The sequence below is a fragment of the Gordonia paraffinivorans genome, assembly GCF_900683595.1.
Taxonomy (GTDB): domain Bacteria; phylum Actinomycetota; class Actinomycetes; order Mycobacteriales; family Mycobacteriaceae; genus Gordonia; species Gordonia paraffinivorans.
Map to the genome: position 1 here is coordinate 14,581 of NZ_CAACYD010000005.1, position 13,506 is coordinate 28,086.

A 13,506-nucleotide genomic window follows, 5' to 3' on the forward strand; every position below is an offset into this window, starting at 1 on the left:
CGGTTGGGTCACGACTTCGAGGTCACGGGCTCCCGCGCCGTCTACGACGGGGCGATCCTGACGCTGCGCGTCGACGATGTCGTCATGCCCGGTGGACGGGTCGCCGAGCGGGAGGTCGTGGAGCACTTCGGTGCCGTGGCGATCCTCGCGCGCGACGAGGACGGCCGGATCGCGATGGTGCGCCAGTACCGGCACCCGGTCGGCCGGCGGCTGCTCGAACTGCCAGCCGGGCTGCTAGACCAGGACGGCGAGGAGCCGCTGGAGGCCGCGCGACGCGAACTCGCCGAGGAGGCCGATCTCGCCGCCGAGACCTGGCACGTCCTCGTCGACCTGGCGCTGTCGCCGGGGTTCACCGACGAGGCCCTGCGGCTGTACCTCGCCGAGGACCTCCACCACCTCGAGGCGGCCGAGCGGGTCGACGAGGAGGCCGAGCTCGAGGTCGAGTGGATCGCGTTGGACGACGCGGTCCGCATGGTCCTGGGCGGAGAGATCGTGAACGCCACGAGCGTCGCCGGAATCCTCGCGGCCGCGGCGGCCCAACGGGCCGGTGTCGAGCTGCGGGGCGTCGACGCGCCGTGGCCGGACGAACCGACCGCGTTGCGGGATCGTCGGCGTGCGCGGGAGAACCGGTCGTGACCCCGCGGACCGACAGAGGGATCGCTGGTTTCCGATCGTGAGCATCGCCGCCGACATCTCGCGCTACCTCGACCACCTGACGGTGGAGCGGGGTGCGGCGGCGAACACCGTCTCGTCGTATCGACGTGATCTCGAACGGTACCGGCGACATCTCGAGTCGCGTGACATCTCGTCGCTCGACGAGGTGACCGAGGAGGACGTGCGGGAGTTCCTCGTCGAACTCCGGCGCGGTGACCCCGAGACGGGCCAGGCGCCGCTCGCCGACAGCTCGATCGCGCGAACCCTGGTGGCCACCAGGAGGTTTCACAAGTTCGCGGTCGAGGAGGGGATCGTCGCGACCGACGTCGCCCACGCGGTGAAGCCGCCTCGCCCGGCGCGTCGGCTGCCGAAGTCGCTGCCGGTGGACGAGGTCCTCGCCATCCTCGAGGCCGCCGGTACCGAGGACCATCCGCGCGCGCTCCGCGACCGGGCGTTGCTGGAGTTCCTCTACAGCTGCGGGGCGCGCATCTCCGAGGCCACCTCGCTCGACCTCGACGACCTCGATCTCGACGCCCGCGAGGTGCTGCTGCGCGGCAAGGGCGGCAAGGAACGACTCGTCCCGCTCGGCGGGCCGGCCGTGGAGGCGATCGAGGCCTATCTCGTGCGCGGGCGTCCGGCGCTGGTGTCGCGGGCGACGCCCGCACTCTTCCTCAATGCGCGCGGCGGCCGTCTGTCCCGGCAGTCGGCGTGGCAGGTGCTGGTCACCGCGGCCGAGAGGGCCGGTCTGGACAAGGCGGTGTCGCCGCACACCCTGCGCCACAGTTTCGCCACGCACCTGCTCGACGGAGGGGCCGACGTGCGCGTCGTGCAGGAGCTGCTCGGCCACGCGTCGGTGACGACCACGCAGGTCTACACGCTCGTGACCGTCAACACGATGCGCGAGGTCTATGCCGTCGCACATCCGCGGGCCCGTTGACCGCGCGCCGACCGCCGTCGGCAGGCGTGGATGTCCTAGGCTGATACGAGTTGTCGTCCCGCCCGGCCACAAGCCCGTCGGGACGAGGAGGACAGGGCAGGCGAAGAGTGAAGGGAGCTGCGGACTCGTGACCACTCCGAGCGCACCGCGGTCTGGCACCCGACTCGAGTGTGTGGAGACGCTGTCGTGATGTCCGCAGGTGACCAGTACAGCCTGCAGGTGTCCGCCGGACCCGACCCCGACGAGGTCGAACACCACGAGTCCGGCGAGATCGGTCCGACCGGTCGTCCCTATCGCGAGGTCCCCGAACCGAAGCCGCTCGACCGGCACGGTCCCGCGACCGTCATCGCGGTGTGCAACCAGAAGGGCGGCGTCGGCAAGACCACGTCGACGATCAACCTCGGCGCCGCGCTCGCCGAGTACGGGCGTCGCGTGCTCCTCGTCGACCTCGACCCGCAGGGCGCGCTGTCGGCGGGTCTCGGCGTGCCGCACCACGAACTCGAACAGACCGTCTACAACCTCCTCGTGCCGCCGCAGATCGCGACCGACGAGGTGTTGATGCGCACGCGCGTCGACGGCCTGGATCTGCTGCCCAGCAACATCGACCTGTCGGCCGCCGAGATCCAGCTCGTCAGCGAGGTCGGCCGCGAGCAGGCGCTCGCACGGGCGCTGCACCCGGTGCTCGACCGCTACGACGTCGTCCTCATCGACTGCCAGCCGTCGCTCGGACTGCTCACCGTCAACGCGCTGGCCTGCGCCGACACCGTGCTCATCCCGATGGAATGCGAGTACTTCTCGCTGCGCGGCCTGGCGCTGCTCACCGACACCATCGACAAGGTGCGCGATCGCCTCAACCCGCGGCTGGAACTCGGCGGCATCCTGGTGACCATGTTCGACGCCCGCACCCTGCACTCGCGCGAGGTCATGTCGCGGGTGGTCGAGGTGTTCGGCGACGCGGTGTACGACACGGTGATCACCCGTACCGTCCGCTTCCCGGAGACGAGCGTCGCCGGGGAGCCGATCACCTCCTGGGCGCCGAAGTCGGCCGGAGCGAAGGCATACCGTGCGCTGGCGCGCGAGGTGATCGCCCGCAACGTCAAGCAGACATGACGGTCGGCGCCGATCGGGCCGCGACCGGCGCGGAGGAGGCCGGCACCGAAGAACCCGGCACTCGAGAATCAGGCACTGGAGAATCAGGCACTGGAGAATCGGGCACCGGGGAATCCGGCGCCGTCGTGGCGGGCGCGCCGGCGACCGGATCAGGGGCCGGCGCCGAGGTGTCCGAGGCCCCGGGAGCGGACATGTCGGGACCGTCGGCCGGTGATGAGGCATCCCGGACCGCCGACGGAGAAGCATCCGGGGAGGACGAGGAGTCCGGCTTCCGGGTCAAGCTCCGCAACTTCGAGGGACCGTTCGACCTCCTGCTGAACCTCATCTCGCAGCATCGTCTCGACGTTACCGAGGTGGCGCTGCACGTGGTCACCGACGAGTTCATCGCCTACACCCGCGAGCTGGGTCCCGAGGTCGGGCTGGATCAGACCACCGAGTTCCTCGTCGTCGCGGCGACGCTGCTCGACCTGAAGGCGGCGCGGCTGCTGCCGTCCGGCGAGGTCGAGGACCCGGAGGACCTCGCGCTGCTCGAGGCCCGCGACCTCTTGTTCGCGCGACTGTTGCAGTACCGCGCGTACAAGCAGGTGGCGCAGCTGTTCGGCGAGCTCGAAGCCGCGGCGCTGCGACGGTATCCGCGCGCGGTCTCGCTGGAGCAGAGGTTCGAGGACCTGCTGCCGGAGGTGACGCTGGGGGTCGACGCCGAGGGATTCGCCCAGGTCGCCGCCACGGCGCTGACACCGCGACCGGTTCCCACCGTCACGCTCGACCACCTGCACGACGTGCAGAAGGTCTCGGTCCCAGGGCAGGCGCGCCGCATGGCGAAGCTGCTCAGCGAGGCGACGGGGCAGTGGTTGACGTTCCGCGACCTCATCGCCGACTGCGAGAAAGGACTCGAGATCGTCGGCAGCTTCCTGGGGCTTCTCGAGCTCTACCGCGAGCAGGCCATCGCCTTCGAGCAGCCCGAGGCACTCGGAGACCTCTCGGTCATGTGGACCGGGGAACGCGACATCGACGACCTGCGCATCGACAAGGCAGAGGACTACGGATGACCGACGGACCGATCGAGGACGTTGACGACGTGAACGACGAGGCACTGGACGAGGGCGTCGACGCCGGGGGTTCTCCGGACGCGTCCGACCCCACGCCGGCACAGGCCGCGCCCGACGCGACCGCCGCCGGCGAAGTCGCCGCCCCGGATGGAGAGGCCGCCCCTGGGGAAGAAGCCGCCGTTGGGGAAGAAGCCGCCGTTGGGGAAGAAGCCGCCGTTGGGGAAGAAGCCGCAGAGTCGGACGATCGGACTCTTGATGCCGTCGACCCCGGTCCGGCCGATCCCGAGCAGACCGCACTGGCGGGGGAGGACGAGGGACAGATCCTCGACGACGCGACCTTGCGTTCGGCACTCGAGGCGATCCTGCTCGTCGTCGACACCCCGGTGGGCACCGACGAGTTGGCCAACGCCGTCGACCAGGACCGCACGCGGGTCCGCGAGATGCTGAACGCGATGTCGGCCGAACTCACCGAGTCCGGCAGCGGCATCGACCTGCGCTACGCCGGCGACGGCTGGCGGTTCTACACCCGCGCGGAATACGCACCGTACGTCGAGCGGTTGTTGCTCGACGGTGCCCGGTCGAAGCTGACGCGCGCGGCGCTGGAGACCCTCGCGGTGATCGCCTATCGGCAACCGGTCACCCGTGCACGGGTCAGCGCGATCCGCGGCGTCAACGTCGACGGTGTGATCCGCACCCTGGTCGCTCGCGGCCTGATCTCCGAGGTCGGCAACGACCCGCAGACCAACGCGACCACGTACGGCACCACCGAGTTGTTCCTGGAACGACTCGGCCTGGCGTCGCTGTCGGAGCTGCCGGATCTGGCTCCGCTGCTCCCCGACGTCGACGTCATCGACGACCTCGACGATGAGCTGCTGTCGGATCCCCGATTCGCCAAACTGTCGTCTCAGGCGTCAGACTCGAAGGAGCTGGTCACCGACGGTGACCTGAAAGATGACTAGAACCGCACAGATCGATCGACAACAGGACTGAGGAAGATGGCATCCGCTGGCCGAGATGGCTCACCGGGGAAACGCCGCAAGGGCGCGCCCGCACAGCAATCGCGAACGAAGAAGACGCATCGTAAGGGAACGTCCAAGCCCAATGTCGAGGCGGGCAGGATCCGCCTCAACAACGCCCGCCCCGCCCGGCACCAGGTGCCGCCGGAGAAGGTGAGCGGCAAGGGCCCGACGTTCGTCGAGGACGGCGTGAGGCTCCAGAAGGTGCTCGCGCAGGCCGGTGTGGCCTCGCGCCGCGGCGCCGAGGAGATGATCGCCGCCGGGCGGGTCAAGGTCGACGGCGTCGTGGTCACCGAGCAGGGACTGCGCATCGACCCGAACACCGCGATCATCCACGTCGACGACGCCCGCGTCATCGTCGACGAGGACAAGCAGTACCTCGCCTTCAACAAGCCCAAGGGCTGGCAGTCGACGATGGCCGACGACCAGGGGCGTCCGTGCGTCGGCGACGTGGTCGCCGAACGCGTGATGGCCGGTCAGCGTCTGTTCCACGTCGGTCGCCTCGACGCCGACACCGAGGGCCTGCTGCTGCTCACCAACGACGGCGAGCTGGCGCACCGACTGATGCACCCGTCCTACGAGGTGCCCAAGACCTACCTGGCCACGCTGAAGGGCGAGGTCCCGCGTGGACTCGGGCGTCAGCTGCGCGAGGGCATCGAGCTCGACGACGGCCCGGTCAAGGTCGACAGGTTCTCCGTCCTCGAGGTCCACGAAGGACAGTCGCTGGTGCGGATCGTCCTCCACGAGGGCCGCAACCGCATCGTGCGCCGCATGATGGACGCCGTCGGGTTCCCGGTGACGAAGCTCGTCCGCACCCATGTGGGCACGGTCGCGCTAGGGGAGCAGCGTCCCGGCAGCCTCCGCGTGCTCGGCAACGACGAGGTCGGTGCCCTGTACAAGGCAGTCGGGCTGTGACCTCTTCTGCGACACGGGTTGTCGCGATCGACGGACCGGCCGGCACGGGCAAGTCGTCGGTGTCCAAGCTGCTCGCAGAGAAGGTGGGCGCGAGCTACCTCGACACCGGCGCCATGTACCGGGCGGTCACCCTGGCCGTTCTCGATGCCGGTGTGGCGCTCGATGATCCGGCCGGCATCGCCAAGGTCGCGCAGGCGGCCGACATCAAGCTCATCCCGAATGCGGACGGCTCGTCGACGGTGTTGCTCGACGGACGCGACGTGTCCGGGCCGATCCGCACCGAGCACGTCACCAGTGCGGTGTCGGCGGTGTCGGCGGTTCCCGAGGTGCGGACCAAACTGGTTGCGCTGCAGCGGGAGAACGCCGAGGGTCGGTTCGTCGTGGTGGAGGGCCGGGACATCGGCACCGTGGTGTTCCCGTCCGCGGACGTCAAGATCTTCCTGACCGCGACCCCGGAGGCACGTGCCGAACGACGCCACAAGCAGAACCTGGACGCCGGCCGCGAGAGCGACTACGACGCGGTGCTGGCGAGCGTGAACCGGCGCGACCATCTCGACTCGACCCGCGCGGTCTCGCCGCTGCGCGCGGCCGAGGACGCCGTGGTGGTGGACACCAGTGACAAGACCCTGATGGAGGTGCTCGACGAGCTGAGTGCGCTCGTCGAGGCCCGGATCGGAGCAGCAGAACGGTGAGCGACAACTTCGAGACCGATCTGGCCGCGTTGCCCGGCGACGGGACGTGGTCGGACGAATCCGACTGGCAGCTGGCCGACGTGGAGGGCGCCGACGGCGTCGCCGAGGTCGAGCACATGCCGGTGGTGGCGATCGTCGGACGGCCGAACGTCGGCAAGTCCACGCTCGTCAACCGCATCCTGGGCCGCCGCGAGGCCGTCGTCGAGGACATCCCGGGCGTCACCCGCGACCGGGTTTCGTACTCCGCGAGCTGGTCCGGACGCCGCTTCACCGTCGTCGACACCGGCGGCTGGGAGCCCGACGCCAAGGGGCTGCAGCAGGCGGTGGCGGCACAGGCCGAGCTCGCGATGCGGACCGCCGACGCGATCGTCGTCGTGGTCGACGCGACGGTCGGCGCCACCGCCACCGACGAGGCCGTCGCGCGGGTGCTGCGCCGGTCCAAGACCCCGGTGATCCTGTGCGCCAACAAGGTCGACAGCGAGCGGATGGAGCCGGAGGTGGCCGCGCTGTGGTCGCTCGGTCTCGGTGAGCCGCATCCGGTGTCGGCGGCACACGGCCGTGGCGCCGGCGACCTGCTCGACGTCATCCTGGAGAAGCTGCCGGCCACCCCGCGCGAGGTCCCGACCCTGGGCGGACCGCGTCGCGTGGCGCTCGTCGGCAAGCCGAACGTCGGCAAGAGCTCGCTGCTGAACAAGCTGGCCGGCACCGAACGGTCGGTGGTCGACAACGTCGCCGGCACCACCGTCGACCCCGTCGACGAACTGGTCGAACTCGGCGGCAGGTCATGGTATTTCGTCGACACCGCCGGTCTGCGCCGCAAGGTCCGCACCGCCACCGGTCACGAGTACTACGCGTCCCTGCGGACGCGTTCGGCGCTCGACGCCGCGGAGGTTGCGATCCTGCTGATCGACGCCTCGCAGCCGATCACCGAACAGGACCTGCGCGTGCTGTCGATGATCATCGAGAGCGGCCGGGCACTGGTCATCGCGTTCAACAAGTGGGACCTGGTCGACGAGGATCGCCGGTACCAGCTCGACAAGGAGATCGACCGCGAGCTCGCCCGCGTGCCGTGGGCGCGTCGCGTGAACATCTCGGCGATGACCGGCCGCGCGGTCCAGAAGCTCGTGCCCGCCATGGAGGCGGCGCTCGAGTCGTGGGACAAGCGCATCTCCACCGGTCCGCTCAACAGCTGGCTCAAGGACGTCATCGCGGCCAACCCGCCGCCGCTGCGCGGTGGCCGCCAGCCGCGCGTGATGTTCGCGACGCAGGCGTCGGTGCGGCCGCCGACCTTCGTGTTGTTCACCACGGGCTTCCTGGAGGCCGGCTATCGCCGCTTCCTGGAGCGTCGTCTGCGCGAGGAGTTCAACTTCGACGGCTCGCCGGTTCGGATCAACGTCCGCGTCCGCGACAAGCGCGAGCAACGTCGCAAGCGCTGACCGTCGCCGCAAACCCACCCTTCTTGGACAGATTCTCCCCCTCGCGTGGTGGTGGATCTGTCCATCCGGGGTGGGTCTGCGGTGCGGACGGAGGCCACGACACCCCTTCTGACCTGCCGATTGGTACAGGGCAGCACTCGTCGGCTAATCTTTACTCCGCCCGCTCCGGTGGGCACGTCCGAAGGTCGCGAGACCTGAAGGCAACGGGCTGTGGCGCAGTTTGGTAGCGCACTTGACTGGGGGTCAAGTGGTCGCAGGTTCAAATCCTGTCAGCCCGACCAGGTGAGGCTTACTGCAAACACCGACCCTATGGGCCGGGTTTGCAGGAGCTTCCAGGGACAACGAAGTAAGGGAGTCGCCCATGTGGGCGGCTCCCTTCTTCTTCTTCGTTTGGTAGTGCTTGGCCCAGGAGGCCTGGGCGAGGTCGTGCAGGCGGCCAGGCGGTGCTCCGATGGCGCTGGCGTGGTAGATCGTCTGGACGGTGAACAGGTCTCCGAGCGGGTCTTCAAGGTCGTGGTCGATGATCTCGTCGTGGTCGATGAAGATGTGCTTGAAGATGGCCTGGTTGAGGCGTCGGCGGACCTCGTCGCTGGCGTTCATGTACAGCTCGTAGGGGTCTTCGAGCAGGCGCAGGTTCGCTTCGATGAACTCGACGGCGTCCTTGAGCGGCGTGCTCCAGGCTGCCCGATGCTGCACTCGTCTGGCGCGGTGCCGTGAGAGCTGCGGCGACTCGTTCGAGCGCTTCGCGTTGGCCGGTGACGTCACCGTGCTGGTAGATCTCCTGCGTTGTCGTGATGTTCGAGTGCCCGAGGATGAGCTGGACGTCGCTTACAGGGACGCCGAGGTTCTTCAGGAGCGTCGCGGCGGTATGGCGCGTGTGGTGCACGGTGATGCGTGGCAGGCCTGCCCGGTCGCGGATCTCGTGGAAGGTGCGCACGAAGTTCTTCGGATCGACTGGTGTGCCCGTCGAGCTGAGTAGGACGAGATCGTCGGCTCCGGGCGCCTGCATCTGGTCAAGTCCCAGGTAGTGGTGCAACTCGTTTCTGATCGAGGAATGATAAGACCTGTGGATCTGGGAGGGCGTGCCTTCCCGCAGAATGATCCCGGTAGTCACTTGATCAAGTCAGCGTTGCAGCGCTGGCGGAAAGGCACGCCTCGTGCTCATGGTAGTCAACGCCCCTGATGGTTCCAACCAGTCCAACGACGATCACCGGTCGATCCTCGATGAGATCGTGCGCGACGGGGCCCGGCAGATGCTCGCCGCATCCCTGCAGGCCGAGGTCGCTGCCTATGTCGATCAGTTCACCGATCAGGTCGATGAGCACGGTCGCCGGCTGGTGGTGCGTAACGGCTACCACAACGAGCGGGAGGTGATGACCGCTGCTGGTGCGGTGCCGGTGCGGGCACCGCGGGTCAACGACAAGCGGGTCGACCCTGAAACTGGTGAACGTCAACGGTTCTCGTCGAAGATCATCCCGGCGTGGGCACGCAAGAGTCCGGAGGTCAGCGCGGTGTTGCCGCTGCTGTACCTGCACGGGTTGTCGTCGGGGGATTTCGGGCCGGCACTCGAGCAGTTTCTCGGCTCGGGTGCAGGGTTGTCGGCGGCCTGGATCACCCGGTTGACCAGCCAGTGGCAGAAGGAAGCCGCGGCCTTCGAAGACCGCGACATCACCAGCGATTATGTCTACCTCTGGGTCGACGGAATCGACCTCAAAGTCCGGCTTGATCAGGAGAAACTGTGCCTGTTGGTGATGATCGGTGTGCGGGCCGACGGCCGTAAAGAGCTCGTCGCCCTGGCCGATGGCTACCGCGAATCGACCGAATCGTGGGCCGATCTGTTGCGGTCGTGCCGGCGCCGCGGCATGGCGGCCCCGAACCTGGCCGTCGGGGACGGTGCCCTGGGGTTCTGGGCTGCGTTGCGCGAGGTGTTCCCTGATACCCGAGAGCAGCGGTGCTGGTTTCATAAACAAGGCAATGTGCTTGCCGCACTGCCGAAGTCGGCCCATCGGAATGCGATCAAAGCGATGCAGGAGAGGGGGTGTCAGATGGTCTGTGTAAGTCCGGTGCTCATCAGTGAGAGGAAGATCTATGAGCATGGCGTTAGACGACAAGCAGCAGGGCCACGACGACGAGCAGTTGCCTGAACTGGCCGAGCCGCGCTCGACCGCGGAAGTCGCCGAGGCATTACAGGCCTCGGGCATGGTCGATGAGCTGCTCGCCCAGATCGATACCGGCCAGGTCCAGATCACCGGCGAAGGCGGGTTGATCCCAGGTCTGATCAAACTGGCCCTCGAACGCGGTCTGAAGGCCGAGCTGACCGATCACCTCGGCTATGCCAAGGGCGATCCGGCCGGGCGGGAGTTGCCCAACGCCCGTAACGGGTCGAGTCCGAAAACGGTGGCCTCGGAGGCCGGGCCGGTCGAGCTGAACATTCCTCGTGACCGTGACGGCACGTTCACCCCGCGGCTGGTCCCGAAGGGCTCGCGCCGCCTCGGCGGCCTCGACGACATCATCATCTCGCTGTATGCCGGCGGCATGACGTTGCGCGACATTCAACACCATTTGGCCTCCACGATCGGCACCGATCTCTCGCACGAGACGATCTCGAAGATCTGCGACGAGGTCCTCGACGCGGTCGATGAATGGCAGAACCGGCCGCTGGAGCCGTTGTATCCCGTCATCTACCTTGACGCCCTGGTAGTGAAGGTCAAAGACGGCGCCCATGTCCGAAATAAGCACGCCCACATTGCTATTGGTGTCGATATGGCCGGCGTCAAGCATGTGCTGGGAATCTGGATACAGGCCGAGGAAGGCGCCAAGTTCTGGGCCGGGGTGTGTGCGAATCTGGCCAACCGCGGCGTCAAGGACGTGCTGATCGTGTGCTGTGACGGGCTCACCGGATTCCCCGAAGCGATCGAGGCGACCTGGCCGCTGGCCACGGTGCAAACCTGTGTGGTGCATCTGATCCGCAACTCGATGCGGTTCGTGAACTACAAAGACCGCAAAGACGTCGCTCGGGCGATTAAACCGATCTACACCGCCCTCGATGCCGAGACCGCCCGCCGCGAGTGGGAAGCCTTCCGCGACTCGGAACTAGGCGCCAAATATCCGAGTGCGGCACTGGCTTTCGACCGAGCCTGGGATCGGTTCATCCCCTTCCTGGCATTCCCGCCCGAGCTGCGCAAAGTCATCTACACCACCAACTCGATCGAGTCGCTGAACTACCAGCTCCGCAAGGTCATCAAGAACCGCGGACATTTCCCCAACGACATCGCGGTCCGCAAACTGCTGTGGCTGGCCATCTGCGACATCGAAGACAAACGAGCCGCTCAACGCCTCAAAGAACGCGGGACCAGGCGGTCACAGCCCCGTAAGGCCCTCGGACGACTGGTCGAGGGACAGGTCGTCACCAACTGGAAGCAGGCCCTCGGACAGCTCGCTCTGGCCTACCCCGACCGGATCGAACCGCACCTCGGCTAAACCCACCGACCACAAGAAAATCAGGAGTCACGTTCTTACACAAACATCTTGACAAGCTCGCAGGAGATCTACAACGCCGAAGACATCGACCACGCCCGCACCGCGATCACGGCTTTCGCCAAGACCTACGGCGCCAAGTACCCCAAAGCGGTCGCCAAGGTCGTCGACGACGCTGATGTGCTGCTGGAGTTCTACCGTTACCCGGCCGAGCACTGGATTCATCTGCGCACGACCAACCCGATCGAGTCGACCTTCGCCACGGTCCGGTTGCGCACCAAGGTGACCAAGGGCCCCGGCTCACGGGCCGCGGGACTGGCGATGGCCTACAAACTCATCGAAGCCGCACAGACGAAATGGCGGGCCGTCAACGCACCCCACCTCGTCGCTCTCGTCCGGGCCGGCGCCACCTTCAAAAACGGCGAACTCGTCGAACCCGGCACCGCCTCACCCGACCAGCAGGAGGCTGCCTGAAACAACCTCATCCACAGGTCTTGACAATATCTCAGGCCAGCGAGACAGATGATGATCTGTGTTTCCCGATGCAAAGGCAAGAAGCTGATCCTCGATCTCTGAGGACCGGACCGATCGCCCCGAATGCCGCGCCCCGCTCATCGAGCGGGGCGCGGTTTTCAGCTTCCACCGCCCGGAGATGCAGGAGGGCGATGTGTCAGCCGGCTCATCCGGTCGCCGGCGGAATGTCGTCTACCGGGGCCAGGGCCCCTCGGGCCGCCCGGCATTGACAGCAGTAGCGAGGACGGGTCTCCGCCGGCTCTACTCCCGTGTAGGCCGGACCGATCAAGACCGACGGAGTCCCACTGCACCGCGCAATGGGACTCCGTCGGTGTAAGTCCGCCGATCAGCTGGCTGCCTGCTCCCGGCGGGCAACCTCCTCCTCGTACTGCTTGGTGGCCAATTCGATGGCGTTGACCGCCTGGTCCTTCCAGATGGTCTCGCCGGTCTCGTTGCGCTTGGCCAGCGTCCAGTCCCGCGACGCGTCGACTCCGTCGAATTGCCCCCGGAAGTGAGGCGCGACCCGCTCGGCCATGAGCTCGATGGAGCGCAGCTGAGCGGCCGGAGAGGCGAAATCATTGGTGTTCATGAGGAAGCAACCAAAGCCGCCCGTCTCCTCTACGAGACTTTCGATGTATTCGATGGCCGAATCCGGCGTGCCGAGGAAAATAATTCCGGTCTCCAGCGCGGCATCGATCTTCTCGTTGAGATCATCGGTATCGGCCTTGGGAATTACCGAGATCTGACCGAGGTAATCCCACATCTCGGCGAAACCGTATTCGAAGTCCTTACGGGCCTGTTCTTCAGTATCGGCCAGATGCATGAAGTTGGACAACCGCCAGTTCTCACGGGAAATAGTAGTGCCGGCGTATTCCGCTTCGGTCTCGGCGACCGACCAGGCGCTGCGCAGCGAATCGCCGGCACCGGCCACCGACATGGTGAGCATGCCGGTACCCAGCCGGCCGGCGGTGCGCGGCCCGGACGGCGAGGCCACCGAGGCCACGACCATGTCGAACGGCTTGCGGCGGTTGTAGGGCAGCACCTGCAGCCGGGCCTCGTCGAGCTTGAACCAGTCGGTCTCCATGGTGACGATCTCGCCGTTGATCAGGCGCACGATCGCCTCTGCCGACTCCGCCATCATCTCGCGCTGCCGGTTGGTGTCGACGCCCATCATGTAGGCGTCGGAAACTAGCTGACCTGGACCGAAGCCCATCATGGCCCGCCCTTTGGAAAGCTGATCGACGAGCATGAGGCGCTCGGCGAGGTTGAACGGGTGATGGTAGGACAGCGAGTTCACGCCGGTCCCCAGCCGGATGTTACTGGTCACCTGCGACAGCGCCGCGAGCATCACCTCGGGCGAGCCGATGATCTCGGCACCGCCGGAGTGGTGCTCTCCGATCCATGCCTCATCGAGCCCGAACTCGTCGGCGTGGACCACCAGATCCATCGCCTGCTTGAGCAGTACGTTGGGGCTGATTCCCGCGATGTTGTACGGCGGGAGGAAGATACCGAACCGGTTGGGGCGGAGAAGTGCGTTGTCACTCATTATTTCCTCACTTGATCTCTTGGCGGAACGGTGATGTCACCGACCGCGAAAACGGTCTGTCTGCGTTGATTCCGGCACCTGAAAACTTCGGTCCTCGCGGGTGGTGCCGATGATTTCGAAGACCGGTAGGAATTACGTTGATCACAACTTTATCGGCGCAT

At 66.9% G+C, this 13,506-nt stretch carries 11 protein-coding genes, 1 tRNA gene and 3 pseudogenes; 12 read left to right on the plus strand and 3 right to left on the minus strand.

What is annotated here, in order from left to right:
- Window positions 1–3: 3 nt before the first annotated feature.
- The 9 genes from E1P53_RS02265 to E1P53_RS02305 all read left to right on the plus strand — a co-directional run bounded on the left by E1P53_RS02265 (window position 4) and on the right by E1P53_RS02305 (window position 8,090).
- On the plus strand, window positions 4–636 hold the full coding sequence (locus E1P53_RS02265; RefSeq protein ID WP_131733338.1) for an NUDIX domain-containing protein: 633 nt from the start codon (window positions 4–6) through the stop codon (window positions 634–636).
- Window positions 637–673: 37 nt separating this feature from the next.
- Window positions 674–1,591 carry a site-specific tyrosine recombinase XerD gene (gene xerD / locus E1P53_RS02270; protein WP_131733339.1) on the plus strand — a complete coding sequence of 306 codons (918 nt, stop codon included), beginning with the start codon at window positions 674–676 and terminating at the stop codon, window positions 1,589–1,591.
- A gap of 189 nt (window positions 1,592–1,780) precedes the next feature.
- Window positions 1,781–2,701 carry a ParA family protein gene (locus tag E1P53_RS02275; protein WP_131733340.1) on the plus strand — a complete coding sequence of 307 codons (921 nt, stop codon included), beginning with the start codon at window positions 1,781–1,783 and terminating at the stop codon, window positions 2,699–2,701.
- A 191-nt stretch (window positions 2,702–2,892) separates the two neighbouring features.
- Entirely contained in the window at window positions 2,893–3,750 is an 858-nt protein-coding gene (locus E1P53_RS02280) for a segregation and condensation protein A (RefSeq protein WP_244941097.1), read from the plus strand.
- A gap of 296 nt (window positions 3,751–4,046) precedes the next feature.
- Window positions 4,047–4,709, plus strand: coding sequence for an SMC-Scp complex subunit ScpB (scpB, locus tag E1P53_RS02285; protein WP_051997269.1), 663 nt, complete (start codon window positions 4,047–4,049; stop codon window positions 4,707–4,709).
- 36 nt (window positions 4,710–4,745) lie between these two features.
- A complete protein-coding gene (locus E1P53_RS02290; protein WP_131733341.1) occupies window positions 4,746–5,681 on the plus strand; it encodes a pseudouridine synthase in 936 nt (311 codons plus the stop codon).
- The gene (gene cmk / locus E1P53_RS02295; RefSeq protein ID WP_109239073.1) at window positions 5,678–6,373 is read left to right on the plus strand and encodes a (d)CMP kinase; all 696 of its coding nucleotides are present in this window, start codon (window positions 5,678–5,680) and stop codon (window positions 6,371–6,373) included. The genes E1P53_RS02290 and cmk overlap by 4 nt, the downstream gene beginning before the upstream one ends.
- Window positions 6,370–7,809, plus strand: a complete 1,440-nt coding sequence (gene der / locus E1P53_RS02300) for a ribosome biogenesis GTPase Der (protein WP_131733342.1) — start codon at window positions 6,370–6,372, stop codon at window positions 7,807–7,809. The genes cmk and der overlap by 4 nt, the downstream gene beginning before the upstream one ends.
- A 204-nt stretch (window positions 7,810–8,013) precedes the next feature.
- Window positions 8,014–8,090 (plus strand) — tRNA-Pro (locus E1P53_RS02305).
- On the opposite strand, the gene E1P53_RS20650 is transcribed toward E1P53_RS02305, so the two are convergent.
- A complete protein-coding gene (locus E1P53_RS20650; RefSeq protein ID WP_244941098.1) occupies window positions 8,053–8,574 on the minus strand; it encodes a hypothetical protein in 522 nt (173 codons plus the stop codon). The genes E1P53_RS02305 and E1P53_RS20650 overlap by 38 nt on opposite strands.
- 58 nt (window positions 8,575–8,632) lie before the next feature.
- Window positions 8,633–8,818 (minus strand): annotated as a pseudogene (locus E1P53_RS21030) (tyrosine-type recombinase/integrase); the annotation flags it as partial.
- Window positions 8,819–8,966: 148 nt separating this feature from the next.
- Between E1P53_RS21030 and E1P53_RS02320 the strand changes: the two are divergent.
- The 3 genes and pseudogenes from E1P53_RS02320 to E1P53_RS02330 form a co-directional block, all read left to right on the plus strand.
- A pseudogene (locus tag E1P53_RS02320) lies at window positions 8,967–9,842 on the plus strand (IS256 family transposase); the annotation flags it as partial.
- A gap of 55 nt (window positions 9,843–9,897) precedes the next feature.
- Window positions 9,898–11,289, plus strand: a complete 1,392-nt coding sequence (locus E1P53_RS02325) for an IS256 family transposase (protein ID WP_131733345.1) — start codon at window positions 9,898–9,900, stop codon at window positions 11,287–11,289.
- A gap of 33 nt (window positions 11,290–11,322) precedes the next feature.
- Window positions 11,323–11,760, plus strand: a pseudogene (locus E1P53_RS02330) (transposase); the annotation flags it as partial.
- Between the two features lie 385 nt (window positions 11,761–12,145).
- On the opposite strand, the gene E1P53_RS02335 reads toward E1P53_RS02330, so the two are convergent.
- Window positions 12,146–13,345 carry an LLM class flavin-dependent oxidoreductase gene (locus tag E1P53_RS02335; RefSeq protein ID WP_131733346.1) on the minus strand — a complete coding sequence of 400 codons (1,200 nt, stop codon included), beginning with the start codon at window positions 13,343–13,345 and terminating at the stop codon, window positions 12,146–12,148.
- Window positions 13,346–13,506: the final 161 nt, after the last annotated feature.

Excerpts from the sequence above, each read along its gene's own strand:
- E1P53_RS02275 (WP_131733340.1), top strand. The coding sequence starts at position 1,781 with ATGTCCGCAGGTGACCAGTACAGCCTGCAGGTGTCCGCCGGACCCGAC.
- E1P53_RS02280 (WP_244941097.1), top strand. The coding sequence starts at position 2,893 with ATGTCGGGACCGTCGGCCGGTGATGAGGCATCCCGGACCGCCGACGGA.
- E1P53_RS02290 (WP_131733341.1), top strand. The coding sequence starts at position 4,746 with ATGGCATCCGCTGGCCGAGATGGCTCACCGGGGAAACGCCGCAAGGGC.
- E1P53_RS02325 (WP_131733345.1), top strand. The coding sequence starts at position 9,898 with ATGAGCATGGCGTTAGACGACAAGCAGCAGGGCCACGACGACGAGCAG.
- E1P53_RS02335 (WP_131733346.1), bottom strand. The coding sequence starts at position 13,345 with ATGAGTGACAACGCACTTCTCCGCCCCAACCGGTTCGGTATCTTCCTC.